General features: G+C 72.2%; 22 protein-coding genes. 9 read left to right on the plus strand and 13 right to left on the minus strand.

What is annotated here, in order from left to right; all coding sequences use genetic code 11:
- Positions 1-13: 13 nt before the first annotated feature.
- From ACIBMZ_RS18625 to ACIBMZ_RS18670, 10 genes are read right to left on the minus strand one after another with little or no spacing between them, the layout of a single operon-like run.
- Positions 14-1,942, minus strand: coding sequence for a hypothetical protein (locus ACIBMZ_RS18625; RefSeq protein WP_396695301.1), 1,929 nt, complete (start codon positions 1,940-1,942; stop codon positions 14-16).
- Positions 1,942-3,156, minus strand: coding sequence for a glycosyltransferase (locus ACIBMZ_RS18630; RefSeq protein WP_396695303.1), 1,215 nt, complete (start codon positions 3,154-3,156; stop codon positions 1,942-1,944). The genes ACIBMZ_RS18625 and ACIBMZ_RS18630 overlap by 1 nt, the downstream gene beginning before the upstream one ends.
- Positions 3,156-4,097: a glycosyltransferase family 2 protein gene (locus tag ACIBMZ_RS18635; RefSeq protein ID WP_396695305.1), complete on the minus strand. Its 942-nt coding sequence runs from the start codon at positions 4,095-4,097 to the stop codon at positions 3,156-3,158. Before ACIBMZ_RS18635 ends, ACIBMZ_RS18630 begins: the two co-directional genes overlap by 1 nt.
- Entirely contained in the window at positions 4,097-5,398 is a 1,302-nt protein-coding gene (locus tag ACIBMZ_RS18640; RefSeq protein ID WP_396695307.1) for an O-antigen ligase family protein, read from the minus strand. Before ACIBMZ_RS18640 ends, ACIBMZ_RS18635 begins: the two co-directional genes overlap by 1 nt.
- The gene (locus tag ACIBMZ_RS18645; protein ID WP_396695309.1) at positions 5,395-6,555 is read right to left on the minus strand and encodes a glycosyltransferase; all 1,161 of its coding nucleotides are present in this window, start codon (positions 6,553-6,555) and stop codon (positions 5,395-5,397) included. The genes ACIBMZ_RS18640 and ACIBMZ_RS18645 overlap by 4 nt, the downstream gene beginning before the upstream one ends.
- Positions 6,548-7,891, minus strand: coding sequence for a glycosyltransferase family 2 protein (locus ACIBMZ_RS18650; protein WP_396695311.1), 1,344 nt, complete (start codon positions 7,889-7,891; stop codon positions 6,548-6,550). The genes ACIBMZ_RS18645 and ACIBMZ_RS18650 overlap by 8 nt, the downstream gene beginning before the upstream one ends.
- Positions 7,888-8,742 (minus strand): class I SAM-dependent methyltransferase, encoded by an 855-nt coding sequence (locus ACIBMZ_RS18655; protein ID WP_396695313.1) that lies wholly within the window; start codon positions 8,740-8,742, stop codon positions 7,888-7,890. Before ACIBMZ_RS18655 ends, ACIBMZ_RS18650 begins: the two co-directional genes overlap by 4 nt.
- Positions 8,742-9,590, minus strand: coding sequence for a class I SAM-dependent methyltransferase (locus ACIBMZ_RS18660; protein ID WP_396695315.1), 849 nt, complete (start codon positions 9,588-9,590; stop codon positions 8,742-8,744). The genes ACIBMZ_RS18655 and ACIBMZ_RS18660 overlap by 1 nt, the downstream gene beginning before the upstream one ends.
- A complete protein-coding gene (locus ACIBMZ_RS18665) occupies positions 9,587-11,143 on the minus strand; it encodes a lipopolysaccharide biosynthesis protein (protein ID WP_396695317.1) in 1,557 nt (518 codons plus the stop codon). The genes ACIBMZ_RS18660 and ACIBMZ_RS18665 overlap by 4 nt, the downstream gene beginning before the upstream one ends.
- Positions 11,136-12,173 (minus strand): sugar transferase, encoded by a 1,038-nt coding sequence (locus tag ACIBMZ_RS18670; RefSeq protein WP_396695319.1) that lies wholly within the window; start codon positions 12,171-12,173, stop codon positions 11,136-11,138. Before ACIBMZ_RS18670 ends, ACIBMZ_RS18665 begins: the two co-directional genes overlap by 8 nt.
- 234 nt (positions 12,174-12,407) lie before the next feature.
- Here ACIBMZ_RS18670 and ACIBMZ_RS18675 point away from each other — a divergent pair, with 234 nt between their 5' ends.
- The 7 genes from ACIBMZ_RS18675 (at position 12,408) to ACIBMZ_RS18705 (ending at position 20,830) form a co-directional block, all read left to right on the plus strand.
- On the plus strand, positions 12,408-13,463 hold the full coding sequence (locus tag ACIBMZ_RS18675; RefSeq protein WP_396695321.1) for a GDP-mannose 4,6-dehydratase: 1,056 nt from the start codon (positions 12,408-12,410) through the stop codon (positions 13,461-13,463).
- A 285-nt stretch (positions 13,464-13,748) separates the two neighbouring features.
- Positions 13,749-13,892, plus strand: a complete 144-nt coding sequence (locus tag ACIBMZ_RS18680) for a hypothetical protein (RefSeq protein WP_161595048.1) — start codon at positions 13,749-13,751, stop codon at positions 13,890-13,892.
- Positions 13,889-14,443 carry a hypothetical protein gene (locus tag ACIBMZ_RS18685; protein WP_396695323.1) on the plus strand — a complete coding sequence of 185 codons (555 nt, stop codon included), beginning with the start codon at positions 13,889-13,891 and terminating at the stop codon, positions 14,441-14,443. The genes ACIBMZ_RS18680 and ACIBMZ_RS18685 overlap by 4 nt, the downstream gene beginning before the upstream one ends.
- Positions 14,433-16,214, plus strand: coding sequence for a glycosyltransferase (locus ACIBMZ_RS18690; protein ID WP_396695325.1), 1,782 nt, complete (start codon positions 14,433-14,435; stop codon positions 16,212-16,214). The genes ACIBMZ_RS18685 and ACIBMZ_RS18690 overlap by 11 nt, the downstream gene beginning before the upstream one ends.
- Complete coding sequence (locus ACIBMZ_RS18695; RefSeq protein WP_396695327.1) at positions 16,202-17,059, plus strand: choice-of-anchor P family protein; 858 nt, start codon at positions 16,202-16,204, stop codon at positions 17,057-17,059. The genes ACIBMZ_RS18690 and ACIBMZ_RS18695 overlap by 13 nt, the downstream gene beginning before the upstream one ends.
- A 3-nt stretch (positions 17,060-17,062) precedes the next feature.
- Positions 17,063-18,235, plus strand: a complete 1,173-nt coding sequence (wecB, locus tag ACIBMZ_RS18700; RefSeq protein ID WP_396695329.1) for a non-hydrolyzing UDP-N-acetylglucosamine 2-epimerase — start codon at positions 17,063-17,065, stop codon at positions 18,233-18,235.
- Between the two features lie 810 nt (positions 18,236-19,045).
- Positions 19,046-20,830 carry an N-acetylglutaminylglutamine amidotransferase gene (locus ACIBMZ_RS18705; protein ID WP_396695331.1) on the plus strand — a complete coding sequence of 595 codons (1,785 nt, stop codon included), beginning with the start codon at positions 19,046-19,048 and terminating at the stop codon, positions 20,828-20,830.
- 100 nt (positions 20,831-20,930) lie between these two features.
- Here the strand turns inward: ACIBMZ_RS18705 and ACIBMZ_RS18710 are convergent, their stop codons facing one another.
- From ACIBMZ_RS18710 to ACIBMZ_RS18720, 3 genes are all read right to left on the minus strand, one after another.
- Positions 20,931-22,067, minus strand: a complete 1,137-nt coding sequence (locus ACIBMZ_RS18710; RefSeq protein WP_396695333.1) for a glutamate--cysteine ligase — start codon at positions 22,065-22,067, stop codon at positions 20,931-20,933.
- Between the two features lie 174 nt (positions 22,068-22,241).
- A complete protein-coding gene (locus ACIBMZ_RS18715; protein ID WP_396695335.1) occupies positions 22,242-23,342 on the minus strand; it encodes a Gfo/Idh/MocA family protein in 1,101 nt (366 codons plus the stop codon).
- Positions 23,282-24,022: a ThuA domain-containing protein gene (locus tag ACIBMZ_RS18720; RefSeq protein ID WP_396695337.1), complete on the minus strand. Its 741-nt coding sequence runs from the start codon at positions 24,020-24,022 to the stop codon at positions 23,282-23,284. The genes ACIBMZ_RS18715 and ACIBMZ_RS18720 overlap by 61 nt, the downstream gene beginning before the upstream one ends.
- Positions 24,023-24,614: 592 nt before the next feature.
- Here ACIBMZ_RS18720 and ACIBMZ_RS18725 point away from each other — a divergent pair.
- Both ACIBMZ_RS18725 and ACIBMZ_RS18730 read left to right on the plus strand, forming a co-directional pair.
- The gene (locus ACIBMZ_RS18725) at positions 24,615-25,292 is read left to right on the plus strand and encodes a hypothetical protein (RefSeq protein WP_396695339.1); all 678 of its coding nucleotides are present in this window, start codon (positions 24,615-24,617) and stop codon (positions 25,290-25,292) included.
- 14 nt (positions 25,293-25,306) lie between these two features.
- A complete protein-coding gene (locus ACIBMZ_RS18730; RefSeq protein ID WP_396695341.1) occupies positions 25,307-26,944 on the plus strand; it encodes an HNH endonuclease in 1,638 nt (545 codons plus the stop codon).
- Positions 26,945-26,966 lie beyond the last annotated feature (22 nt).

The raw sequence follows: 26,966 nt of genomic DNA on the forward strand, positions 1-26,966 counted from the left end.
TACTCGGTGCGGTTCAGTTGGACGGCCAACGGGGACCGTCGGGTGTGGTGTGTCGGTGCTGGTCGAAGTCGGTGACCGGCTCACCACGGACGTACTGCGGGGCGACCGGTGCGTCCGCCGGGCGACGCAGCGGCGCCGGCTCGATCGGGGCCGCCGAGGCGGACCGGTGGACCCGTCCGGACGCCTCCGCGCGCGGTGCCAACGGGCGGCCCAGGGCCGAACCCACCGCCTCGCGACCACCCGCGACCAGCGGGGTGGACCAGGGCTTCACGTCGTCGATCGGCGAGGGCGGCCCCGACCGCCAGCGGGCCGTGACCTTGACGTCCTGGTGGGACTGCCGGGGCGGCGCCGGGGTGAGGTGGTCCACCCGGGGCGGCGCGGGCGTGAGGTGGTCGACGCGGGCGGGCGTCGGCCGCACGTCGGCGACCACCTCGACCGGTACGGTCTGGTCGCCGGTGGACGTCGGTCCGGGCCGGGCCGGTTCGGGCGCGGCCGGCGGAGCGGCCGGCGACACCGGCGGTAGTTCCCGGGCCCGGTGCAGCCCGCCCGAGCCCACCTCGCGGACCCGGTGCACGCCCGACGGCACCCGCCGCGGCGGTCGCACGCTCGTGCCGCCCGGCAGGCCCGCGGCCGGCACCTCGTCGGCACCGTGCTGCCCGGCCCGGTCGATCGCGCCGACCGCGACGATGCCGGCCAGCGGCAGGTTCAGCCGGCGCACCAGCCGCGCCGCCCGGGTCGCCTCGGTCAGGTTGGTGAGCCCCGCCGCCACCACGAGCAGCACCCCGTCGACGTGTTCGGCCAGGGTCGCGGTGTCGCATCCGGCCAGCACCGGTGGCGCGTGCACGATCACGCAGTCCTCGGTGTCGGCCAGGGCGTCGAGCAACTGGCCGAGTTCCCGCGCGTGCACGGTGGTCAGGCTCTCCCGGGGCTCGGTCGGCAGCACGGTCAGCGTCGGCAGGTCGGGCAGCGGCGCCGGGGAGTGCTGCCCGGTGCGCACCTGCTGCCAGGTGAACGAGGCGTCCGGGAAGTGCCCGGCCAGGGCGGGGTCCCGGACCGCCGCGTCGATGACGGTGACCTTGCGCCGCTCCGCCGCCATGGCCAGCCCGAGCAGGGCACTGACCAGAGTGGCCCCGTCGTCGCCGTGCACGCTGGTGACCAGCAGCCGACGCCGGGACGAGCTGGTGAGCACACTGAGCGCCGAGACGGTGGACCGGGTCGACGTCGCGATCTCCCGCCGGGCGAACAACGCGGCGCCGTGGTGCCGGGCGAACCGCTTCGGCAGGTGCGGGAGGGTGCCGACGACCGGCAGGCCGAGGCGGGACTCCATCTGCCCGATGTCGCGCAGGCGGCGGTCGAAACGGTCGCGGAGCACCGTCGCACCCCAGCCGGCGAGCATGCCGACGAGCGCGCCGAGGGCGCTGTTCAACAGCGGCTTGGGGAACGCGGGCCGGGTGGGCACGCTCGCGGTGTCCACCACCCGGGTGGTGACCACCGTGTCACCGCCGAGCCGGAGGCGTTCCAACTGGTCGCCCATGGCCTGGCTGACGGCGTTCGCGATCGCGGCGGCCCGACCGGCGGAGGCCGCGTCGGCCCGCACCGTGACGATCTGGAGGCCGGGTTCGAAAGTGCCGTGCACGTTGCCGGCGACCGCCCGCTCGGACAGGCCCAGCCGACCGGCGGCGGCCACCGCCACCTCCCGCGAGCCGATCAGCTTGGCGACGGTGGGTGCCAGGTTCTGGGCGAGCGCGAGGCTCATCTCCGCCGGACGGTCACCCTCGGGCGTGTCGGCCACCACCAGGACGGAGGCGTGCGCCTCGTACCGGGCCGGCAGCAGCGGCGTCACCGCCTGCGCCGCCGCCAGCCCGGCGAGCAGACCGAGCAGCGGCAGGGCGACCCGCCGCCGACTGGTGTCCAGCAGATCGTTGAAGTCGACGGTACGCATCACGCGGCCACCTCTCGGTCCGCGTCGTCGCGGGCCTTCTCACCGGCTCGCGCCGGGACGGGTACGGACATTCGTTCCTCGTGCAGTTGTCGCCAGACCCGGTCCAGCCGGGCGGCGATCCGGTCCCAGGCGAACTCCTCGGTCGCCCGGCGCAGCCCGGCCTCGGACAGTTCGCGGGCGGTCGCCGGGTCGTCGCGCAGCCGGCCGAGCCGGTCGGCGAGCGCGGCCACGTCCCCGGCGGGGAAGATCAGCCCGGCGTCGCCGACGACGTACGGGATCTCCCCGACGTCGCTGCCGACCACCGGGACGCCGCAGGCCATCGCCTCGACCAGCACCCGGCCGAACTGTTCGCGCAGCGGGATGCCGACCCACGGCAGCACGTTGCGCTGCACGATCTCCAGCGCGGGCAGCACCAGCACGCTCATCTGCGCCAGCACGTCGGGCAGGTCGGTGTGGCCGGTCCAGCCGTACCGGCGGACCCGCCCGGGACGGCGTCGCGCAGCCCGGTCGACGTCGTCGTCCAGGCTGCCCTCGCCGACCAGCACCACGTCGCAGTCGACGAGTTCGGCCGCGCGCAGCAGGTCCAGCACACCCTTGTGCGCCTCGAACCGGCCCACGAACCCGACCGTGAACGGCCGCCCGCGCTCCGGCTCGGGGCGGGGGCGGAAGATCCTGGTGTCCACACCCAGGGGAACGGTCGTGGCCGCGCCCCGGTAACCCTTGACCCGCAGCACCTGCCGGGCCGCCGGGGTGATCGGCAGGACCATGTCCACCCGGCGGTACGCGTACCTCTCCAGCAGCGGGAACGGCATCGGGAAGCGGATCACCACGTTCTGCGCGGCGTACAGCGTGGTCGGCACCGTCGGCCAGTGCCGCCGGCACATCCGCAGGACCTGCCAGGTCGACAGGTACGCGGCCTCGCCGATCATGTGCACCACGTCGGGTGGCGGCGACACCGGCGGTGCGCTCCGCCCGCCGAAGCGCACCATGACCGACGCCATGTGGCCGGTCCGGCCCTCCCCCAGCCGGTGCGGCAGCAGGTGGGCCCGGAAACCGGGATGGCGCCGACCGAGCCGGTCGAACTCCAGGCGCGTGGTCGGTGACACGTCAGCCGCCAGCACGGTGAGCCGGAGGTCGGGTCGCTCGCAGAGCGAGTCGAACAGGTCGATCCAGTGCTCGGTGCGCGCCCCGACGACCGTGATCAGTACATGCATCAGTGGTTTCCTCCGGTGTGGAGACGGGTGACCGCGATCCGGCCCACCCGGGTCCAGGCCCGCATCCGCGCGATGCCGGCCCGTGGTTGCAGGGACAGCCGTACGGTGGCCAGGGCCACTCCCAGCAGCGCCCGGAGCAGCACGACGGCCCGCACGGCCCGTCGCGACCGGGGTCGGTGACGGCTGAAGAACACCAGCATGCTGCGGTAGAGGTGGGGCCAGATCCAGGCCGGGTCGCTGCTGCTCGCCCCGCCGCTGTGGGTCGCGGCCACCGACGGCAGATAGAGCACCTCGGCACCCCGACGGCGGGCCTGGAGGCAGAGTTCCTCGTCCTCGTAGTACATGAAGTACGCCTCGTCGAGCCCGCCGACGGCGGTGAAGAGACTGGTGCGTACGGCGAGGCAGGCGCCCGAGACCCAGTCGACCGGGGTGGGTTCGGCCCCGCGCAGGCACGCCTCGTACGCCACCCGCCGGTGTCGTCCGCCCAGCCACCGGCGGACCGGCACCGGCACCAGCGGTCCGCCGAACCGGCTGGCCACCACCGTGCCGAGCGTCTCGAACGGGTGGGCGCTGACCGCCACCCGGCCGGTGTCGTCGTGCAGGCGTGGCCCCGCGACGCCGACGTCCGGACGGCCGAGCACGGTCCCGACCAGCGCCCGCGCGGTCTCCGGCGGCACCACGCAGTCCGGGTTGACCAGCAGCAGCACCTCGCTGCGCACCCCTGCGGCGGCCCGGTTGACGGCGGCGGCGAAGCCCACGTTGCCCGTGCCGGACACGACGGTGACCTCGGGGAAGTTGGAGCGGACCAGCGCCACCGTCCCGTCGGTGGAGCCGTTGTCGACCAACCGGACCGGCAGGCCGGCACGCCGCAGCGCGGTGAGCGCGGCGCCGATCTGCCGCTGCGAGTTGTACGTCACCACGATCGCCGTCGCGTCGACCATCACGACACCGCCTCGGGGATCCGGACGGGCGAGGGCAGTCGTCCGGGATCTCGGCCACGGTGCGCGCGTACGGTCAGCAACGCCAGCGCGGGCAGCAGCCCGAGTTCCCAGTGCCCGTCGGTGGGGGCGGCGAACACGGCCGCGCCGAGGAAACCGCAGCACAGGGCCGCGAACGGCAGCGCCGCGCCGTCCCGGTCGGCGATGCCGGCCCGGATGCCGCGCAGCACCGGCCAGAGCACCAGGGCCAGGCCGAGCAGCCCGACGTTGGCCAGCAACGTCACGTAGAAGGCGTGGTAGACCGGGCCGACGTCGGTGAGGGCGAAGTCGGCCAGGTAGACGTCGGCGGTGGACTGTCCGAGGCCGGCGCCGATGACCGGCCGCTGGGCGAAGACGTCCAGCCCGACGACGGACTCCGAGGCGCGGTAGCCGGCGGACTGTTCGAGCCCGGTGGCGATCTCCTGCGCGCGCTCGCGTACACCGGGGTCGAGGGCCAGCAGGGCGGCGACGACGCAGCCGGTGGCGGCGGTCGCGGCCAGCCCGGTGCGGACCGCCCGGCCGCCGAAGACCAGCATGATCAGCAGGGTCACCCCGGCGGCGAGCCAGATCCCCCGGTAGGAGGCGAGCACCACGTCGATGGCGAAGAAGCCGGCGAGCAGCACCGAGGCGACCCGACGCCAGCCTCGGGCCCGTCCGGCGTACCAGATCAGGGGCGGGACGGCGAGCAGCGTGAGCAGCCCGCCGTGCCGGCCGGGGACGGTCATCGAGATCGCGGCCAGGATCGTCACGACGCCGACGTAGAGCAGCCCGGCGGCGATCAGCCGGCGGTCCGTGGTGAGGGTGTGCGTGGCCAGGAAGAAGTAGAGCGGCAGGATGGCGATCTGGTATCCGGCGACGACGACCTCGGTGGGCAGGTTCCCGATGGCGAGGCCGTAGCAGGCGGCGGCGACGGTCAGTCCGATCACCACCAGCATGCCGGTGTCGGCGGCGGTGCGTCGGCCGCCCCGGCCGACGCCGAGGGCGTAGCGGATCAGCAGGGCGGTCGCGCCGACGGCCAGCAGCAGCAGGTGCGCCGCCACGTACGTGCGGACGTCTCCCCCGCCGACCAGGCTGCCGGCCACCGCGCCGCCGACGATGCCGACCGGCAGGACGGTCCACGGCCAGAGCAGGAAGACGGCGAGGAAGACCAGTCCGCCGGTGGCGGCCAGCGCCATGACCCCGGGCAGCATGGCCGCCAGTGAGACGGCGGTGCCGAGCGCGGCGCCGGCGGTCGCCACGCCCACCCCGACCACGACCCGGCTCACCGGGCCAGCCCCGCGAGCAGTCGGTGCAGGTGCTCTCCCCGGGCGGCCCAACTGTTGGCGGCGGCCACCGCGCGGCGGCGGGCGATGTGTGCCGGGACGGTCGCCTCGGTCAGCGCCGCGGCGACTGCCGAGGCGAAGGCGTCGGGGCCCGCGGCGAGGCGGACCACGTCGGTCAGCGCGGTCAGCGCCGGCAGCGGCGTCGCGACCACCGGCTTGCCGAGCGCCAGGTACTCGTAGCACTTCTTCGGGTGCACGTAGTCGACCAGACCGCCGATCCGGTACGGGATCACCGCCACGTCGCAGGCGCGCAGCGTCGCCGGCAGGTCGACGTACGGGATCGGGCCGGTGAGCAGCACGTTGGTCAGCCCGGCCAGGGGTGCCCGGCCGGCGGGGGTGCTCGGGCCGACCAGCAGGAACGTCCAGTCGGGGCGGGCCCGCGCCACCCGGGCGACCAGATCGGCGTCGAAGGCGCGGGTGTCGACGGCCCCGCAGTACCCGATCAGCGGTCGGGTCGGCGCGACCGGGCGCGACACGGTCGGTCCGTGCGGGGCGAAGTGCTCCGGGTCGCAGGCGTTGGGCAACACCACCGGGGCGTGCCGGCCGGCCGGCATCCGGGTCGGCAACGCGGCCGAGGACGCCAGCACCAGGTCGGCGACGGCGACCGCCCGGTCCAGGCTGCGGCGCAGGTGGCGGCGGTTCCACCGGCGGGTGAAGGTCCAGTCCAGGTCGGTGGCGTCGTAGACCACGGCGGCGGCGTCGAGTCGGCCGGCGCAGGGCGCGGCCAGGTCCTCGTCCAGCCAGACCAGGCGTACGCCCGCCGCGTCGTGGCGCAGCCAGCGGCGCAGCGCGGCCACCGCCGCGCGCCGGTTGACCGCGTTGGCCGTCGGCAGGTGCCGACCGAACGGGACCGGGGTGGGCGGTACGACGTGCCAGACGGCGGGCTCGACCCGACGCACGGTGGTGCCGGTCCGGACCCGCAGCCCCGGGGGGTCGACGAACAGCACCCGGTATCCGGTGGCGAGCTGCCGGGCCAGGGCGTGTTGCCGGTGCGCTCCCCCGTGCCACGGGGTGGCGCTGAAGTAGACCACCCACTCTGCGGCGTTCCCCGCCGCGTCGGGCGGGGCGGTCCGGGACTCCCGGCTGCCCAGGTCAGTCACGGCCGGCCCGCTGTCTGACCGGTGCCCGGTGCACGGCCGGCAGCACCTCGTCCTCGCCGACGCGGCCGAGCACCGGTCGGGCGGTGTCGTCGTCGAGCCGGAGCAGCCGGGCACCGGCCTGGCGGTCCAGCCAGCGCCGGACGGCGGCGGCGGCGAAGCGCCGGTTGACCGTGTCGGCGGTCCGCAGCCGCGCGCCGAAGGGCAGCGGAGTCGGCGGGCTGAGATGCCAGGCGGTGTCGTCGATGTGGGTGATCCGGCTTCGCCAGCGTGGACGGGGTGCCGGCGGGTCGACCAGCAGCAGGCGTCGGTCCGGGTCGTCGAGCAGCGACTCGGTGACCACCGGCTGGTCGGCCTGCGGGACGGAGGGGGTCCGGGTGAACACGATCAGCCAGTCCCGGATGTCGCCGTCGGGCAGCGGGCCGACGTCGCCGCGCAGGGCGGCCCGCAGGTCGGCGAGGGTGAGCTGTACGTTTCGCCCACAGATCCGCTTGACCGCGTGGTCGATCAGGACGATCAGCCGGAACAGCGCGATCCGGTGACCGGGTTGGGTCAGCCGCAGGTAGCCGACCATGCTGCCGAGCAGGTGACGGAAGCGGATCGCCGGGCCGAGCAGCCGGCAGGAGGCACCTCGGACGTGGGTCACCACGGCGTCCGGGGTCATCCAGAGCTGCTGACCGGCCCGGTCGAGTTGCCGGGCGAGGATGGCGTCGTTCCAGTAGACCGGGAACCGCTCGTCGAAGATGTGGTGCGCGGGCAGCGCCGCGCGGCGCAGCAGCATGCAACTACCCGAGGCCAGCCGTCGGGGCCGGTCGAAGTCCTGTCCGCGCATCTGGAAGGTGTGCAGCGCCTGCCGGAAGCCGGGGACCCGACGCAGCGCGGTGACCAGGGCCAGTGCCGCGGCGAAGCTGGGCTGCTGCACGTAGTGCTGCTGGAAGGTGCCGTCCGGGTTGAGATAGAGCGGGCTGACGCCGGCCGCCTCGGGTCGATCCCGCAGGAACGTCACCATTGTGGACAGTGCGCCGGGGTGGAAGGCGACGTCGCTGTTGAGCAGCAGGATCAGGTCACCGCGCGCCTCGCGGTACGCCTGGTTCACGGCGGCGGCGAAGCCGACGTTGCGGGCGTTGCGGATCAGGCGTACCCGGGGTGCGCGGGCGAGCAGGTCGGCCGAGCCGTCACGGGAGGCGTTGTCCACCGCCACCACCTCGTAGTCGAGGTCGGGTGGCACGGTCGCGGCCAGCGACTCCAGGCACTGCCGGGTCTGCTCGCGGGTGTTCCAACTGGTCAGCAGGATGGACACCGACGGCGGGGCGTCCTCGTGCCGGGGCTCGGGGTTCATCGGGTCACCGCCGTGGCGTCCCGGCGGGCGAAGACGCGCAGCAGGTCACCGAGGAGTGGATGGCGCATCCGGGGCGACCGGCTGGCGGCGACGTCGGCGACGAGCAGGTCCCGGGCCTGCCGCAGGCGGGCCATCGGTCGCCAGTAGAACCGGGAGAAGACGGTGTCGTACGAGACCACCTCGAAGCCGGTCTGGCGCAGCATCCGGGTCAGCGTGGTCGGGGTGAAGTGCCAGCGGTGGTATTCGGGCGCGACCGCCGGCCACTGGTGACCGAGACGGGTGGCGGCGGCCGAGGCGATGTTCGGCACCTCCAACGCCAACCACCCACCCGGCGTCAACACCTCCCGCGCCGCCTGCAGGAACCGACGCGGATCGTCCACGTGCTCCAACACATGCCACGCACACACCACATCCGCCCGCAACGACGGCGCGACCTGCTCGAAATACCCCTGCCGCACCGGCACACCCAGGTGCTCCACGGCGAACGCCGCCGCCACCCGAGACACCTCCACCCCGGTCACCGTGAAACCGGCACCCCGCGCCGCCTCCAGGAAATAACCCCCCGCACACCCCGCCTCCACCAACACCGACGGCCGCACCACCGACGACAACCACCGCAACCGCCGCCCCGCCTCGAACCGGCGCTGCCGGCTGGACGCGAAGTAGTCCTGGTAGCCGTCGGTCAGGTAGTACGCCTCGTCGTACAGCTCGTCCGGGGGCACGGCGGGGCCGGCGGTCCACAGGAAGCCGCAGTCGGTGCAGCGGCGCAGCACGCCGTCGAGCGCCGGGGCGGCCCGGCCGTCCCGGCCGCACAACGCGCAGGTGGTCAGTTCGTCGTCTCTGAGCTTCATCAGCCGTTCCGTCCGTCTCGCGGCCTGCGGGCGATCACCCGCAGGAGGTCTCCCCGCCACCGATGGGTCAGGCGTGGCGAGCGCAGGTTGATCAGGTCCGGCGGCAGCAGCCGCCGCGCGTGTCGCATCCGGTATGCGACGGGCATGTAGAACCGGAAGACCGTGGTGTCCTGCCGGACCACCTCGAAGCCGGTGGCGGCCAACAGCCGGGTCAACGAGGTCGGGGTGAAGTGCCAGGGGTGGTACTCCGGCTGGAGTCCCGGCCAGCGGCGGCCGAGGCGGCGTGCGGCGGGTGCGGCGATGTTCGGCACCTCCAACGCCAACCACCCACCCGGCGTCAACACCTCCCGCGCCGCCTGCAGGAACCGACGCGGATCGTCCACGTGCTCCAACACATGCCACGCACACACCACATCCGCCCGCAACGACGGCGCGACCTGCTCGAAATACCCCTGCCGCACCGGCACACCCAGGTGCTCCACGGCGAACGCCGCCGCCACCCGAGACACCTCCACCCCGGTCACCGTGAAACCGGCACCCCGCGCCGCCTCCAGGAAATAACCCCCCGCACACCCCGCCTCCACCAACACCGACGGCCGCACCACCGACGACAACCACCGCAACCGCCGCCCCGCCTCGAACCGGCGGGGCGCGGCCAGGAAGTAGTCCTCGTAGCCGCCGCCGGTGAAGTAGTCCAGGTCGTAGCGGGCCGGGGCGGCGTGCGGATCGGGCACGGTCCAGCCGAGTCCGCAGCAGGTGCAGCGGCGCACGACGCCGTCGAGGTCGGCCCGGTGCGGTTGGCCCTCGCCGCAGTTGAGGCAGGTGGTGGGTCGGACGTCGAGGCTCATCGGCGTACCCCGGTCAGCGTGCGGGTCCGTCGGGCGAGCGAACGCAGCCGGGCCCGCTCGTCGGTGTTCAGGTATCCGCATCCGACCAGCAGCGCGGCGGCGAGCGTCAGGGTCAGGCCGGCGCGGGTGGTCACGGCCAGTGCCGCCCCGAGCCGTCCCGGGCCGTCCGGCAGGTGCCCGACGACGGCGGCGCTGGCGAGTCCCGCCACGGTCGCGGCGGCGATCGGTGGCCAGAGCGTACGCAGCACCGGCCGGATCGGACGCCCCGTGGCCTGGTGGAAGTGGGCCAGGAAGTACCCGGTGGCGAGCACCACCGCGAGCGCCGTCGCGGACGGCACGCCGAGCGGTCCGGCGAGCATCAGCAGCGGTACGGTCAGCGCCACGTTGAGGGCGACCGACAGCAGCACGTAGCGGGTTTCGAGACCGGGCCGGCCCTCGACGCGGGCGACGATGGTGGCGGCACCCATGATCAGGTTGAGCGCGTAGGCGGGGGCGAGGATGGCGATGGTCGCCCCGGCCCAGGAGACCGGGTGTCCGAGCCAGAGCCGCACCAGCGGGTCGGCGCTGACCATCAGCGCCGCCGCGGCCGGTGCGAGGAAGACGGCCAGGTGCCGCACCGTGCTCAGGTAGAAGGCGTCGAGCCAGGCCCGGCCGCCGGTGACCGTCCGGCGCACCGCGGCGGGAAAGAGCACCAGCAACGCGAAGCCGGGTGGCAGGCGCAGCAGGTTGAGCAGGCGGGTGCCGAGGTCGGCGTCGCCGGCCACCGCCGGTCCGAAGAATCCGCCGAGCACCAGCCGGTCGAGTTCCACGTTCACCGCGGCGGCACCGCTGGACACCTGGACCCGCAGGCCGTACCCGCCGACCCGGCGCAGGTCGGGCCCGGCCAGGCGGCCCCAGCGGGGTGTCAGGTCGCGGTGCCGGTGGTACGCCGCGGCGGCGAGCAGGATCGTCCGGATCGCACCGGTGGACGCGGCAGCCGCAGCGAGCGCGACCAGTCCGCCGCCGAGCCGGACCACCGCGATCGTGAGCACCGCGCCGAGGACCGCTGTCACCGCGTTGACCAGGGCGAGTGCGCCGTAACGCTGGACGCCTTCGAGGACCGCGCGCCAGGGCAGTTCCACCCCGCCGGCCACCACGCCGAGCAACAGCCACAGGGTGGCGTGCCACGCGTCGCGGGTCAGTTCGCCGAGTCGCAGCAGTTGGGCGATCCAGGGCCAGCCGGCGGCGAGGACGGAGAAGGTGAGTCCGCCCAGCACGAGGCCCCAGGCCAGGCCGAGCCCGAGCAGTCGCCGCAGGACGTCGGCCGGACCGGCCTGGCTGTCCACCGCCGCCACCTCCCGGACCAGCGCCGAGCCGAGCCCGAGGTCGAAGAGGGCGGCGATGGCGAGCAACCCGGTCAGCAGCACCCAGACGCCGAACGCCTCCGGCCCGAGGTGCTGGTAGACGACGGGCAGCGAGACCAGGCCGGCCAGCGCCATGACGATGCGGGCGCCCAGCATGCTCAACGTGTTGCGGGTCAGCCGGGCGCCGACCGTGCCGGTCGGGCTAGCCACGAGGGAACCCCCGGATCAACTCCAGCGCGGTCAGCGCCAGCAGGGTCAGGTCCATCCGCAGCGATCGGCAGTTCAGGTAGAGCAGGTCGCAGCGCAGCTTCTCCTCGACCGTGGCGGCGTAACCCCCGGTGAGCTGGGCGAGCCCGGTGAGTCCGGGCCGGACCAGGTGGCGCAGGTCGTAGTCGGGCAACTGCCGGAACTCGGCGATGAACTCGGGCCGTTCCGGACGGGGACCGACCAGACTCATGTCCCCGCGTACGACGTTCCACAGTTGCGGGAGTTCGTCCAGACGGCTACGTCGCAGCAGGCGGCCGACGCGGGTGATCCGGGGGTCGTCCGGTTGGGCGAGCACCGGCCCGGTCTCGCGTTCCGCGCCGGGTCGCATGGTGCGGAACTTGACCATGAAGAACAGTCGTCCGCCCGCGCCGACGCGTTGCTGGCGATAGAACGGCGGCCCGGTGAACGACACGACCACGGTGATGGCGAGGATCAGCGGGAGCACCAGGATCGCGCTGAGCGCGATGACGCCGAGGTCGAGGTAGCGCTTGACGCGTTCGCCGGTGCGCCGGTGCGGTCCTGACCGGAGCCGGATCCAGGGCAGCCCGCCGAAGCGTCGGAGGCTGGGCGTGGGCAGCAGCCCGTAGACCGGCCGCGCCAGCACCAGGATCTCCACGTCCAGTTGCCGGCAGGCGGCCACGATCGGTGCGTCGATGCTGTCCAGCGAGTTCTTGAGCAGCAGGAGCTTGGGCCGCAGGCGTCGGAGCACCGCGGTGAGCTGGTCGACGTCGGCGGGTACGGGCAGCCGGAGGACGACGTCGAACTCGTCGTTGAGCCGGTCCGGTCGTGCCGGTGTCTCCACCGGTTCGATCACCAACGCGCGGACGCGACCGCGTGCCGGTTCCCCCGTCTGCTGCCCCGAGCCGCGTCGATGACCGTTGAGCAGGAACTCACGGCCGTGTCGACGTACCGGCTCCGGGGCCGTCGTGCGCAGGTCCTCGTGGAACGGGACGGCGACCGACGGTTTCTCCATGTGGCTTACCTCCTCGCCACGCGGCGGAGCGCTCCCCTGAATGCTCTCGACAGCACTATGAACGATTCAGCGGCATAAACAGTTCATTTGCCGCAAAACAAAGCTTTTTCGTTTATGGTATTTGACATCCGTTTGAGGGCGATATGTCAGAATGATCCTGCTCATAGCGGAGAATTGGCTGGTCACACCGCCGATGCCCGCAGAACTGACCACCCCGCCGCCAAGGAGTTCACGATGGAAGTTCCGCCGAACGGAGCCGAGCCATCCGCGCAAGGCAGCTCGGTTCCCAATCGCGTACTGGTGACCGGCGGAGCCGGATTCATCGGAAGTCACGTCGTCGCGCGTCTGATGCTGATGGGGATTCACGTCAAAGTGCTCGACGACTTCTCGACCGGCCGGGTCGAGAACCTCGCCGACGCCGCATACGGCGGGCTGTCACAGTCGGATGTCCTGCGGGGTGACATCCGCACCGCCGAGGCAGTCGACGTGATCCACGAATGGAGGCCCGAGGTCGTGGTGCACCTCGCCGGCCAGGGCAGCCTCCAGGCCGCCCGGGAATCGCCCCTGTTCGACGCCGACGTGAACACCTTCGGCACGATCAACGTGCTGGACGCCTGCGCGCGCAGCGGAGTCCGGTTGTTCGTGCACGCGGCGAGCAGTGCGATCTACGGCAACGTCGCCTCCGACGCCCTGCCCATCCGGGAGGACCGGCCGCTGGCGGCCACCAGCCCGTACGGCATCAGCAAGGCGGTCGGGGTCTGCTACCTGGACTGGTACCGGCGCGAACACGGCATGTCGTACACCGCCCTGGCCTTCGGCAACGTCTACGGTCCGCGCCCGACCGGAGGCGGCACCAGCGTGGTCGCCCTGATGACCGAGGCCCTGCTGAACGGCCAGCCGCCCACCATCTACGGCGACGGCCAGCAGACCCGCGACTACGTGCACATCGTGGACGTGGCCGACGCGGTGGCCCGCGCCTGCCACTACCCGGGCGCCGGGCTGGTCAACATCGCCACCGGCCGGGAGACCACCGTCAACGACCTCTTCGAGCTGGTCTGCTCGGTGGTCGGGGTGGACTGCGACCCGCACTACGCGCCGCATCCGCACCCGCAGGAGGTACGCCGGATGGCGCTGGACAGCAGCAAGGCCCTCGCCCAACTGGGCTGGCGCCCGACCATCGGCCTCACCGAGGGCGTGCAGTTGACCGTGCGGGAGGCACGACGGCGGCGTACCGGCGCCCAGCGCGCCTACCAGCCACGCCAGGGCCAGCCGGTGGGCGTCGGCCACTGACCTTCCGCACCACTCCACCGAGCACCGTCACCTCGTAGCGCCCGGCATCCGGCCGGGCCGGTCGACCCGCGTCCGCGCGGCCCGACCGGCAGGCCGGCGGCCGGGCGCTCGTGCTGCGCCCGCGCGCCCCGGGGTGGCGCGTCGCGCACCCCGCCGACGCGGACCCGCACGACCGTTTCGCGAACCTCCGTCACGTTAGAGGAAAATCCGCTACGTGGGCTTATGTCCTATATGTTCGCTTTGGCCGCTTGACAGGCGGCGTTCACAACGGAGAGGTGAGGACGGATGTACCCGACGAAAGGTCCGGCGATCGGCGGAGGGCTCGCGACGACCGGAGTGGCGATTCAGTCCTGGCTGCTCGTAGGGATCGGGCTGGTCCTGCTCGGCGCCGCCCTGTGGCTCGCCACCTTCGTGAGCCGACCCAGATGAGCGACCGGCCGAGCACCCGGTCCACCGTGGCGAGCTGGTTCCAGGCGTCGCTCGGCGCGGTCTGTGGCATCGCCCTGGGCACCCTGCTGTTCAACCGGTGGCACGACGTGGCGGTGGTCGAGGCGTGGCTCAACGCACGCCTCGTCGCCGCCACCGGGCTGGCCGACACCGACTCCATCGGCGCCGCCGTGATCTTCCCGCTGGGCGAGCGCTGGGTCGGCTTCCTGGTCTCCACCGGATGCTCGGTGGCACTGCTGCTGATCCCGCCGTTCGTACTGGCCGCGCTGCTGGTCGGCTTCCGGCGGGTGACGCTGGCCCGGGGCCTGGTCGCGGTGGCGCTCGCCGTCGGGCTGCTCGTGGTGGTCAACCAGATGCGCCTCGCCGCCGTCGTCGCGTCGATGCGGCTGTGGGGCTTCGAGGTCGGCTACCAGCGCAGCCACGTCCTGATCGGCTCGGCGATCAGCACCGTCGGACTGATCGCCGTCGCCATCGTCTTCCTCCTCCTGATGGGACGCGGAAACCGGGTACGGAGGTCCGCAGGTGCCCGTTGAGCTTCAGTCCCTGGCCGTCCTGAACACGGCGGCGTTCCTGCTCTGCGTCTACTTCTGCGCGTACGTGCTGAGCATCCTGGTGCTGCACCTGCGTACCCAACGCTCCCGCGGCGGGGACCACACCGGCTTCGACTGGCACATCGTCATCCCGTGCCGCAACGAGGCCAGCGTCATCGCGGACACCCTGCACCGGCTGCTGCGTGACCTGCCGGACGTCACCGTCTGGTGCGTCGACGACGCGTCCGACGACGGCACCGACGCGGTCCTGCACTCCTTCGCCGCCGACCCCCGGATCCGAATCATCTCCCGCCGGCTGCCGGACGCCGTGCAGGGCAAGGGAGCGGCCCTGAACGCCGCCTGGCAGACGATCGAACGTCACCTGCCGGCGGACGCCGACCCGGAACGGATCATCCTCGGGGTCCTCGACGCCGACAGCTACCTCGACCCCCGGTGCCGTTCCGCACTCGCCGGCCCGCGCTACTTCGGCACCGCCACGGTCGCCGCCGTCCAGGTCGAGGTCCGCATGACCCAGTGCGCCCGACCGACCCACGGACTGGGTCGGCTGGCCCGGCTGCTGGTCCGGTTGCAGGACATGGAGTTCCGGGCGCCGATCGCCGCCATGCAGTCGCTGCGCCGCCACACCGCGAGCGTGGCGATGGGCGGAAACGGCCAGTTCACCCGGGTGTCGCTGCTCCAGCAGCTCGCCGCCGAGCACGGCACGCCCTGGCACGGCGCCCTGCTGGAGGACTTCGAACTCGGCCTGCACATCCTGCTCCAGGGCAGCCGCACCGAATACTGCGCGGAGAGCTGGGTCGCCCAGGAGGCATTGACCAAGATCCGTCCCCTGATCCGCCAGCGGACCCGCTGGGCCCAGGGCTCGATGCAGTGCGGGCGCTACCTCGCCGCGGTGCTCCAGTCCCGGCGGATCAGCAACTCCGCCACCCTGGAGATCACGCACTTCCTCGCCGCACCGTGGTTCCAGCTCTTCGGCACCCCGGTCTACCTCGGCTGCCTCGCCGTCCTCGCCTGGTACGTGTCCCGCACGCCGGGCGGCCTGATCGGCTGGTGGACGGCAGGTGGTTGGGGCGTACTGCCGCTGATCGTGGTCTTCGGTGTGCTGCCCTTCGCGATCTGGGGCCTGGTCTACCGCAACCGGTGCGAGCCGCACCTGGCCGTCTCCCATGCGCTCGGCCTCGGCGTCAGTCACTGGATCTACAGCTACGTGCAGTCGGTGGCCGTCTGGTTCGCCTTCGCCCGGATGCTCACCTCCCGCTCGGAGTGGCAGAAGACCGCCCGGGGCGCCGATCAGCCTGCGGCCCCCGACGAGGTGCCCGCACCACCGGCCTCCCTCCCCACCACCACCGGCACCGGCACCACGGCCACGGCCACCGGCACGACCGCTGCCACCGGCAGGGCCACCGGCACCGCGACCGGCAGGGCCACGACCATCGGCAGGACCGCGACCATCGGCAGGGCCACCGTGACAGGCAGGTCCACTGTCTCCGAAGCCTCGGCTGTCCGTGGCACCGCCACTGTCCCCGGCACCGCCACGGTGACCGGCGTCGCCCCGGCCACCGGCACGGAAACGGCCACCGGCACGGCCGCTGTTCCTGGCGCCGCCCCGGCGAGCGGCACCGCCGCCGTTCGGCGCCCGCACTACCGCCCGCGCGGCACGGTCTCCGTGCCGCAACCCCCGGTACAGCCCACCCCGTTCGACCGCCCCGACGTCACCGTCAGATACAGAAAGAGAGATCTCACATGCACAAGGTAAGGTCCGGCGTCGCCCGGGCTGCGACGGCGATCGCCGGCGGTCTGGTGATGGCCCTGGCCGTCGCGTCGCCAGCGATGGCCGACACCTCGCAGTCCAGCGCCTCCGCACTCCAGATCAGCCTCGTCGGGGGTGGTCTGGCGAGCTCCGGCACCGCGAGCGCCACCAACGACGGCACCACCGAGTCGATCTCGGGCAACACGAGCCCGCCGCTGTCCGTGCTCGGCGGCCAGACGGTGATCACCGCCGGTGTGCTCGGGCAGTCCGTCCGCGCCTACAACGACGGCACCTCCGCCGCCTGTGCCGGCGTACTCGGTGCCGGTGGCGCCATCACCATCGGGACCGGTGGCTCGTGCATCGTGACCCCCGGCTCCGAGGTGACCCTCACGCTGGGGGCCAACGGGCTCGCCACCATCACCCTGGTCGCGGACGCCATCTACTCCGAGTGCACCGCGACCAGCAGCCCGTCGGCGACCGGTTCGGCGACCCTGGTCAACGCCCGCATCGTCTCGACCCTGCTGGGCATCCCGACGACGCTGCTCAGCCTGCCGGTCAACCCGGCGCCCAACACCGGGCTGAGCGTTCCGGGGCTGCTGAACCTGACCCTCAACGGGCAGAGCAGCTCCGCCACCGGGCAACTGACGGTCACCGCCCTGGACCTGTCCGCGCTGGGCGGCGCGCTCGCGTCGGTGGTCATCGGCTCATCGAGCTGCGGCGTCAACGCCGTGGCACCGCCCATCCCGGTGATCCCGCTGGCCGGCGCACCGGTCGCCCTCGGTCTCGGCGCGGTCGTCGCCGGCACCGGTGGCTTCTTCCTGCACCGTCGCCGCGCCGCGCGCCGGAGCTGACCGATGGGTCGTGACAGAATGGGCCTCCGCCAGATCATGGTCCTGGCCGGTACCCGTCCCGAGGGTGTCAAGATCGCGCCAGTGGTGCGCCTGCTCTGTCACGACCCACGCCTGGCGGTGACGGTGGTCGACACCGGCCAGCAACCTGGCCGGGTGGAGGAGGCGTTGGCGCCGTTCCGACTCCACGCCGCAGCCACCCTGAGCGTCGCCCGGGACACCGGCACGCTCGCCGAACTCGCCGCCGGGTTGAGCACCGCCGTGGAGGAGCTGTTCACCCTCCACCGGCCGGACGCGGTGGTGGTGCACGGGGACACCACCACCGCGTTGGTCGGCGGGCTCGTCGCCTTCTGGAACCGGATCCCGGTGATCCACCTGGAAGCCGGATTGCGCAGCCACGACCTCGCACAGCCCTTCCCCGAAGAGGCCAACCGGGCCATGCTCGCCCGGATCGCCGCGCTGCACCTCGCCCCGACCACCACCGCACGGGACAACCTGCTCGCCGAGGCAGTCCCCGCCGACCGGGTCGTGGTCACCGGCAACACCGTGGTGGACGCGGTGCACACGCTGCTCCGCGAGGGCCTGGCCCGCGTACCGTCCTGGGTGGACCCCGGCCGTCGGCTGATCGTGGCCACCGCGCACCGACGGGAGAACTGGGGCACCGGCATCAGCCAGGTGCTGCGCGCGCTCACCCGGGTCACCGCGACCCACGCCGACGTCGAGCTGGCCCTCATCACGCATCCGAACCCGCGCCTGGCCGCCCAGGTCCGGGCCGGGGTCGAGGACGCGTCGAACGTCCGTTTGCTGCACCCGCTCCCCTACCCCGACATGATCGGTCTGCTCCGCGCCGCCCGGGTGGTCGTCACCGACTCCGGGGGCCTCCAGGAGGAGGCCGCCAGCCTCGGCGTACCGGTGGTGGTGACCCGCGCCGCGACCGAACGACCGGAGATCGTCGCGCAGCACCTGGGCGACCTCGTCGGCACCGACCCGGACCGGATCGTCCGCGCGGTGTGCGACCGGCTCGACCACCCGACGCCGACCGTGGAGAGCCTCGCCTTCGGCGACGGCCACGCGGCCCGACGCTGCGGACGCGCGATCACCGCCCTGCTGGGCCTGCCGGACGCCCCGTACCCCCGCCGCCGGCCCGCAGCCGCCGTACCGCACACCACCCGGGTCTGAGCCGCCCGGCGCGCCGCCCCGACGACAGCGTCGATGCGGGTCGGTCGGGCTCGGTGGGAGGGCCGGGGCGACGCCGGGCAGATGGCCGACGCGGACGCCCGAGCTCGACCCGGTACGCCTGCGCCCACCCCACACGAGTTCGCCATGTACTTCGACTGCGCTGACACCCGTCTACGTCGTTCGGGTCGGCTCCGCCGTCGGGGGGCCTGCCCGAACAACACCGTCCCGGGCCGACCCCGCTTCCGCCGCGCCGACCCCGACCGACACCGTTCCGGGCACGCTCCGCCTTCGCGGGGCTGAACCCGACCGGCACCGTCCCCGACCGACACCGTCCCCGGCTGGCACCGCGGGGCGGAGCCGGCCCCAGCGCGTATGGCGGGGATCAAGGCGCGCCCAGGGGACAGGTGGGTAGATCTGTTGTCGCTGGAGCGACAACAGATCTACCCACCTGCCAGCGAGCCGCACGGGTTACCGATGCACGCGGGTCGACGGCAGACCGCACCGGCCGGAGCAGCGGCACGCGCAACAGATCGGCCGCCCGCTCCGACCGGCCCGACAGCGGACGCGCCCTCGCTGCGGCCAGCCGAGCCGGGGCCGTCAGCACGAGGGCGACCGAGGACGACACGAGGGTGGCCGAGACCGGCGCGAGTGACGGTACGAGCACGGTCCGGGTTTGTATCGGTGAGCAGCGGGTATGCGGGCCGCCCACCCGACTCGGCGGGCACCGCGCGGCGCACCGCCACGACCTGCCACCGAAGACAGGAGTCGTCCCGGTGCCGTCCGCTCCGACCGGAACCAGGATCCACTGACGTGTGCGGCATCGGCGGTGAGGCACGGTTCGACGGCGCGACGCCGGACACCGACGCGGTGGCCCGGATGAGCGCGGCGATGCGGTCCCGGGGGCCGGACGGCGACGGGTTGTGGAGCGACGACTGGTTTGCCCTCGGGCACCGACGGCTGACCATCATCGACCTCTCCGACGCCGGCGCCCAGCCGATGGTGCGCGAGGATCTCGGGCTCGGCCTGGTCTTCAACGGCTGCGTCTACAACTATCCGGAGTTGCGCGAGGAGCTACGCGCCGCCGGGTACCACTTCCGGTCCACCAGCGACACCGAGGTCGTCCTCGTCGCGTACGCACACTGGGGTGAAGCGTTCGTCGACCACCTGGTCGGCATGTTCGCCATCGGGCTGGTCGACCGGACGCGGCGGCGGCTGGTGCTGGCCCGCGACCGCCTCGGCATCAAGCCGCTCTATCTGAGCGAGACGCCGGGACGGCTACGGTTCGCCTCGACCCTGCCCGCGCTGCTGCGCGGCGGTGACGTCGACACCGCCATCGACCCGGTGGCCCTGCACCACTACCTCTCCTGGCACTCCATCGTCCCGGCACCCCGCACGGTGTTGCGCGGCGTGCGCAAGCTGCCACCGGCGACGCTACGGGTGATCGAGGCGGACGGGCGCAGCCGCGACCGCGTCTACTGGCGACCCGAGTACGCCCGCGACCCCGCCCACTCCGGTATGGACGCCCGGGAGTGGCGGGCGGCCCTCGGCGGGGCGCTGCGCACGGCCGTACGTCGGCGGTTGGTGGCCGACGTACCGGTCGGGGTGTTGCTCTCCGGCGGACTGGACTCCAGTCTCATCGTGGCGCTGCTCGCCGAGGCCGGGCAGCAGCAGTTGCGGACCTTCAGCATCGGGTTCGACAGTCGTGGCGGTGAGGCCGGCGACGAGTTCGGCTTCTCCGATCTGGTCGCCCGTACGTTCGATACCGACCACCGGCGGATCCGGCTCGCCGACGACGATCTGGTGCCGGCCGTACGCGCCACCGTCGCCGCGATGACCGAGCCGATGGGCAGCCACGACGTGGTCGCCTTCCACCTGCTGTCCGAGCAGGTGGCTCGGCATGTCAAGGTGACCCAGTCGGGGCAGGGCGCCGACGAGGTGTTCGCCGGGTACGGCTACCACCAGCCGCTCGCCCAGGTGCCGCGTGACGGGGCGGCGGAGACGTTCGCGTCGGCGTTCTTCGACCGCGATCACGCCGAACTGTGCCGGGTGGTGTCCCCCGCGTACGTGTACGACCACGATGCCAGCCGGGAGCTGCTGCTCGCCGAGTTGGCCGCGCCGGGTGCGCAGACCGCGTTGGACGCCGTCCTGCGGCTGGACACCCACCGGATGCTTCCCGACGATCCGGTCAAGCGGGTCGACAGCATGAGCATGGCCTGGGGGCTGGAGGTCCGTACCCCGTTCCTGGACCAGGATCTGGTGGCGCTGGCGGCGGCGTGCCCGCCGGAGCACAAGGTGGCCCAGGGCGGCAAGGGTGTGCTCAAGGAGGTCGCCCGGGAGGTGCTGCCCGCCGACGTGATCGACCGCCCCAAGGGCTACTTCCCGGTTCCCGCGCTGCGCAACGTGGACGGCGCGGTGCGGGACCTGGTCGTCGACGCCCTGCGGGCACCGGCCGCCCGGCAGCGGGGCCTGTTCCGTCCGGAGTACGTCGCGCACCTGCTCGACGACCCCGAGGCGGCGCAGGCGGCGGCCGGCAGCAACAAGCTCTGGCAGCTCGGCCTGCTCGAACTCTGGCTCCAGACCCACGACATCCACTGACCGACCTACACCGGTGCGCCCGGAACCCAGCGCCCCCGCCCGGCTGTGGCGGCCCCCGAGACCCGTCGGCGCTTGTCGAGGCGGTGCGGGCCGGTGCCGGTCAGCCGGTGGTGGTCTGGGTGGCGAGGTGGTGCAGCAACGCGGGGATGTCACCGTCGGTGTCGTCGAGCAGGAGCCGCTGCCGGGCGGCGCCGGTGCCGATCCGACGGAGCCGGTCGAGTTGCCGCACCACGTAGTCGAGGTCGCCGTGGGCGGTCAACGCCGGGCTGACCGTGGTCAGCAGGTCGGCGACCAGGTCCCAGGCGGGCCGGGGCCGGGTGGTCCGCAGGTCGACGAGGTCACCGTCGAGGCCGTGGTGGGCGGCCCGCCAGTGGGCGGCGGCGACCAGGCAACTGCGCAGCCTGGGTGCCGGAGTGCCGCGCCGGATGTCGTCGACCATGGTCGCGACCAGGGCACGGACCAGCGCCGCGTGCAGCACGGTGTCGTCGACGCTCGGACAGACGTCACCGACCCGGATCTCGATCGTCGGATAGTTCGACGAGGGACGGGCGTACCAGTAGACCATCGCGGGATCGAGCATGATCCCGGCCTCCACGAGGTCGGCGACGGTGGCGTCGTACTCGGCGGCCGAGGCGAAGTAGGGGGTGGGCCCGAGGCTCGGCCAGCGTTCCAGTTGCATGGAACGCCAGCTCGCGTGCCCGGTGTCGGACCCGTCGTGCAGGGGTGAGTTCACCGTGACGGCGTGGAGGACCGGCAACCACACCCGCAGGTGGTTGCCGACCTGGACGGCCAGTTCCCGGTCGGGTAGGCCCACGTGCACGTGACAGCCGCAGACGGCCGGATCGTGCGCGACCGGGCCGAAGCGTCGGGACATCGCGTGGTAGCGCGGTTCGTCCGGTACCGATCGGTGCCCGTCCCGCACCGGGGTGGCGCCCAGGGCGACCAGGCTCGCGCCGGCCGCACGGGCGGCGTCCGCGGCGGCGCGCCGCAGCGTCAGCAGGTGCTCCCGCAACTCGGTCAACTCGGTACAGACCGGGGTGACCATCTCCACCATGCTGTGCCGGAACTCCTGCCGGCTCTGCCGCCGGGCGTCACCGTGCAACGCGGCCCGCACCTGCCCGGCCACCGGCAGGCTCTCCCCGGTCGCCGGGTCCAACAGCAGGAACTCCTCCTCGACGCCCACCGTCAGGGGCGGAGACACCTCGAACTCCGGCGCCGACACCCCGCGATCACCCATCCTCGACGTCCCATCCGCCAGGGGCGACGATGCCCGCCGCCGCAGACCCCGCTTTCCCGAGCACGTCACCGGCAAACGACGTGCCGACCCGACCCCGGTCAGGCCGCGCGACACGGCGATCCCGGCGGGGCCGACCCCCTCCGACGCCACGCACCTGCTGACCCGACCTACCGGCTACCGAGACCAGTCCTCGACCGGGGTCAACGGGACAGGTGCGGGACGTTCCACCGTCGTCGTCAACTCGATCCGTCGGCCCTCGGCCGCCGACCGGAGCAGAGCGGTCATCACGTCGAGGACGTGCAGCCCCACCGCACCGCTGGCCCGTGGCCCACGCGCCTCGTCGGCCCCGACGAGATCGATCAGGCCGACCCCCCGCGCGGCGCCGACGTAGCCCGCCGCCGGTTCGAGGACACCCCACCCGGGGCCGCCGAGCGCGAGATGACGGACCTCGCCGTCGAAGTTGTTCGGATCGGGTACGGCGAGCGTGCCGCTCTCCCCGTGCACCTCGATCGGCGCAGCCGTCGTCGCGACACCGTCGAAACTGGTGGTCAGAGTGGACAGGACACCATCCGCGTGTTCCAGCACCCCGCTCACGTGGGTCGGCACCTCGACCGGGATCCGCTGCCCGAGGCGGGGCCCCGCACCGATGACCCGGGAGTCACGCAGCCGACTCGCCGCCCCGATCACCGTTCGGACCGGCCCGAGCAGATGGACCAGCGCCGAGACGTAGTACGGCCCCATGTCCAGCAACGGACCGCCGCCCGGGGCGTAGTAGAAGTCAGGGTTGGGGTGCCAACGCTCGTGACCCGCGGTCACCATGACAGCCGATGCGGAGAGCGGCCGACCGATCAGTCCACCGTCGATCGCCGCCCGGGCGGTCTGCGTACCGGTGCCCAGAACGGTGTCCGGCGCGCAACCCACCCGGACACCGGCCGACGCCGCCCGACCGATGAGCGACCGGGCGTCCGGAAGCGCGACCGTGAGCGGCTTCTCGACGTAGACGTTGCGCCCGGCGTCGACCGCCGCACCCGAGACCTCGGCGTGCGCCGCCGGGATCGTCAGGTTGAGCACCGTCGCCACCTCGGGGTGGTGGAGCAGTCGCTCCACACTCGTCGCCTCGACGCCGGGAGTCGTCGCGGCGACGGCGACGGCCCGCGCCTCGTCCAGGTCGGCCACCGCGACGACGCGCACCCTGGGATGGCCGACGAGCGTGTTCAGGTACGCGCGGGAGATGACCCCGAGTCCGACGATGCCGACGCCGTGCGGCTCGCCCACAGCATTCCCCTCTCGATCACGGTACGGACACCCGCCTGCTCCAGCACGTCGAGGCTGTGTCCCGGAGTCGTCACGACGATCCGCCCCGCTCCCCAGTTGCGGGTCCAGATCGCCGGTGAGGTCACCGGCCGGTGCCACGGGTGCCACCCCTGAGTCGGGTGGGTGGTGGTGGCCAGCACGTCGATCAGGTCGTCGTGCAACACCCAGTACTGCTCGGTGACCAGGTCGAAGTCCTCGATCCCGGCGGTGATCGGATGCTCCCGGCCGAGGTCGGTGATCGTGACCGAGTGCGGCAGGAAGCTGTCCTTCTCCCCGCCGCTACGGGCACACGGCTCGATGCCGGGGTGCACGGCGAACTGGCCGCCCACCAGGTGCAGGTAGTCCGAGCAGGCCCGGAACGAGTCGACGATCCCGCCGTGCCAGCCGGTGAAACCCGTACCGGCGACGACCGCCGCAGCCAGACCCGCCACCTGCTCCCCGGTGATCTGCGACATCGTCACGCACTGCACGATGAGGTCGGTCGCGGCCAGTTCGGCGGCGTCGGCGTAGACCTCCGTCGACTCCTCCACCCGCACCGCGAATCCATTGTGTTCGAGGAACGGGATGAACAGCTCCGTCGCCTCGACCGGCCGGTGCCCCTCCCACCCGCCCCGGACCACGAGGGCTCTCCGCTGCACCACACCCGCTCCTCCCCGATCCGTCGCCCCGGCCCGCCGCGCGCACCCGACCGACGCCCGAACCGTGACGACCATCGATTACCGTACCCGTACCTTCGCCCACGCCGCCCTCGTCGATCAAGGCGTACCTACCCAGTGGCAGGCATATGTGTGCCGCCACGCCTGGGCGACGACCTGCCTTGACCTGCGCAGCCACGGTAGCTGTCGCATCGAACTGACCGCCGTTGACCGACCGCACCCACCTGCATCCGAAAGGCTGCGGCGCGGCACCCGACAGAATCTGAGTGGAGCATGGCAGTTGCACGACATCACTTCGAGGTGCGGCGTACCGGATCGGTGATCCGATTCTCGATGCCGTCAAGCCGATCTCGCGCCGTGATCACACCGTTCGTTTGACAGACCCACCAACGATCAGACCCACCGGGCGGAACGAGCCAGCGTCAGGCGCGAATCATCGAGGTTAGTACTCTGCTCCTCTTTCAAACATGTCTCGGTCCAATGCTCTGCTCGAACATGGGTTGGTCCAGACGGACGTTGACACTCGGCTAGACACCTCGGGATGCTCGACTAGCAGCACGTCGAGAGAGGATCGTTTATGCCGAACTGGCGCGTCGTCCCCCGCCTCAGCGATTTGACGCTCTCCGCCGGTGCCGCCTCCGTACTGCTCACTGATGTCACGAACGTCGATGAGGGCGACGCACGGCTGACTCTCACGGCGGACCTCGACAGCTCCGAGATGGTGGTTGCCTCGGTACGACCCTCATCGATTACGGTCGCGGGTCGGTCTTCCGTCATGCTGGTGGTCACCGTGTCGGCTGATGAGGATGCGCCCTCGGTGCGCCGGACGCTGCGGCTCGAACCGGTGGGCGCCCCCGACGCTGCGGTCACGGTCGGGGTGAACGTCAACGCGACACAACCGTGGTCAATCACCGCCGCTGGCCTCAGCTACCAGGGCGGTATTGCGGAATGGATGGAGATCCGTTTCTCCGTGACCGGCCCGGCCGGTGTCCGGGTCCGGGCGGCTGTCGAGTTCGTTACCGAAGATCGCAACAATCTTGACGGGTTCGGCAAGTTCCCACCATTGGCCCGGACGGAGTCGGGGTCCCGGATCATCGGTGTCGACGGCACGACGGAGGTACCGGTCTATGTATCGATGGGCGACACCTCGTCCGCCGCCGTAGGGATCCTCTTCGACGAGGAGACCGGCACCGTCCGGGCGCGTAGTGACGCTGTTTACCCCGAAGCCCCGTACGAGATCGGTTCCGAGCTGTGAGCGATGAGCACCGAATGCAGGCCGAGAACACTGCCGGCGAGATCGACTGCGGATGGTACGAACACCGATACGGTGTCGTTCCGCAGGGGTGTCGCGGCTCGGCGCATGGCGGCCGGACCGTCATCTACACGGATGCCGCGACGAGCCCGGCCGAGGCGGCCCTCGTCGCACGTCTGAGTCACGGCCGCGGCACCGCCCGCGAGGCGCTGCACTACTTCCGTACCCACGGCTTCCCCGGCCTGCACTCAACGCCAACCTACGATATGGGCAACCACCTGTGGCACTTCACCGATGCCGCACCCACTGTCGGGACGGGTGCCGACTCCGGCCACGGAAGCTCGACCACTGCCACCGGCGCGGTCGACCGAGGTTCGACCGGCCTGGCCGGATCGACCGATCCGTGGATCGGTGTGAACGGGGGAACTCACCACGGCGCGTCCGTCTGGATCGGATCCCGTCTCAACCGCCGCCCCGGCGACCTCCACGGTGGGCACTCCGACAGAGGGCCGACGAACTCCCGCAGTTCCGGTGGCGTTACGACCCATCCGGGTGCGTCTGCACCCGATACGCACGGCTCGGGTGCCGCCGACTCAGGCGGAACCGGGCCGGGCCGCACGGACCCGGTTTCCGGCGACCCGAGCGAAACCGACACCACCGAGCCGGGCGCCACCAGCCCGGATGCGACCACCCACGGCAGCACCGGCACGACCGGACCTGGGAACACCGACGATGCCGGCGTAACCACCTGGCCGCCGCCCGATCTGACCAAGGAGGATTGGTGGCGGTTGTGCTGGGGTTCGGAGTCGTTGCTGCTGGCCAGCGGCAGCGGAACCACCGGGGATCCGCTGGTGTTTCCTCCCGATACCATCGTCGTCCCGCCACGACCGCTCGTGCCTGCTCACGACCCGACACGACCGGCCGAACGTGAGTACGCGACCGCTGAGGAGGAGTGGGAAGTAGCAAAACAGTCCGCCTGGAACTGGCTGTTCGACCAGGCGGCCGGGATCTCCCCGGTGGTCGGATTCGTAGCTGCAGACTGGCGCTATCCGGAGCCACCCGAGTCGGAGATCGGACGTGCCTACGAGCTGCGGCGCGCGTACGACACCATGCAGAACTTCCTCAATGTCGCCTCGTTTGCGATGGGCCTGGTGACACCGATAATCGTCGAGTCGGCGATCACCTCGGGTATCAGCTCCCGGCTGCTGCAATGGCTCAAGGTGTTCATCGCCGACGAGACCGGCAGCCTGGTAATCGGCGGGACGCTCAACGAGTTGCGGGAGGCCAGAGCGGCCCTGATGCTACGCGGTGCGGAGGTCACCGATGAGGCAATCAGCCTGTACGTGAGATACAAGCGGGCATACGAGCGGGAGCGCCATTTCATGGCGATCGACGGGGCCCCCTTCGAAGGCTTCGAGGATCACATCTTCCCCGGTGGGGACGTGCACATCGGCTGGCTCACCGGCTACCGGGCCCGGGACGTCGAACTCGCCAACAAGCTCGCCGGTATCTCCCGCCTCCCACCGAGCTGGGTGTGGCATCACCATCCGGACTTTGGCCGGATGGTGCTCATTCCCCGACAGATCCACGAACAGGTCAGGCACTGGGGCGGCGTCTCCATCTGGTCGCGCCTGTTCGGCATCAGATACCGCTGATCACGCCGGCCACTGCTCGGCC

The organism is Micromonospora sp. NPDC049900, from assembly GCF_044461025.1.
Lineage (GTDB): Bacteria > Actinomycetota > Actinomycetes > Mycobacteriales > Micromonosporaceae > Micromonospora.

What these genes read in the sequence shown, in the direction of transcription:
- ACIBMZ_RS18680 (WP_161595048.1), top strand. Translation starts at nt 13,749, where the DNA reads ATGTACCCGACGAAAGGTCCGGCGATCGGCGGAGGGCTCGCGACGACC.
- ACIBMZ_RS18695 (WP_396695327.1), top strand. Translation starts at nt 16,202, where the DNA reads ATGCACAAGGTAAGGTCCGGCGTCGCCCGGGCTGCGACGGCGATCGCC.
- wecB (WP_396695329.1), top strand. Translation starts at nt 17,063, where the DNA reads ATGGGTCGTGACAGAATGGGCCTCCGCCAGATCATGGTCCTGGCCGGT.
- ACIBMZ_RS18730 (WP_396695341.1), top strand. Translation starts at nt 25,307, where the DNA reads ATGCAGGCCGAGAACACTGCCGGCGAGATCGACTGCGGATGGTACGAA.
- ACIBMZ_RS18725 (WP_396695339.1), top strand. Translation starts at nt 24,615, where the DNA reads ATGCCGAACTGGCGCGTCGTCCCCCGCCTCAGCGATTTGACGCTCTCC.
- ACIBMZ_RS18685 (WP_396695323.1), top strand. Translation starts at nt 13,889, where the DNA reads ATGAGCGACCGGCCGAGCACCCGGTCCACCGTGGCGAGCTGGTTCCAG.
- ACIBMZ_RS18650 (WP_396695311.1), bottom strand. Translation starts at nt 7,891, where the DNA reads ATGAACCCCGAGCCCCGGCACGAGGACGCCCCGCCGTCGGTGTCCATC.
- ACIBMZ_RS18670 (WP_396695319.1), bottom strand. Translation starts at nt 12,173, where the DNA reads ATGGAGAAACCGTCGGTCGCCGTCCCGTTCCACGAGGACCTGCGCACG.
- ACIBMZ_RS18625 (WP_396695301.1), bottom strand. Translation starts at nt 1,942, where the DNA reads ATGCGTACCGTCGACTTCAACGATCTGCTGGACACCAGTCGGCGGCGG.
- ACIBMZ_RS18675 (WP_396695321.1), top strand. Translation starts at nt 12,408, where the DNA reads ATGGAAGTTCCGCCGAACGGAGCCGAGCCATCCGCGCAAGGCAGCTCG.
- ACIBMZ_RS18630 (WP_396695303.1), bottom strand. Translation starts at nt 3,156, where the DNA reads ATGCATGTACTGATCACGGTCGTCGGGGCGCGCACCGAGCACTGGATC.
- ACIBMZ_RS18655 (WP_396695313.1), bottom strand. Translation starts at nt 8,742, where the DNA reads ATGAAGCTCAGAGACGACGAACTGACCACCTGCGCGTTGTGCGGCCGG.
- ACIBMZ_RS18710 (WP_396695333.1), bottom strand. Translation starts at nt 22,067, where the DNA reads ATGGGTGATCGCGGGGTGTCGGCGCCGGAGTTCGAGGTGTCTCCGCCC.
- ACIBMZ_RS18660 (WP_396695315.1), bottom strand. Translation starts at nt 9,590, where the DNA reads ATGAGCCTCGACGTCCGACCCACCACCTGCCTCAACTGCGGCGAGGGC.
- ACIBMZ_RS18635 (WP_396695305.1), bottom strand. Translation starts at nt 4,097, where the DNA reads ATGGTCGACGCGACGGCGATCGTGGTGACGTACAACTCGCAGCGGCAG.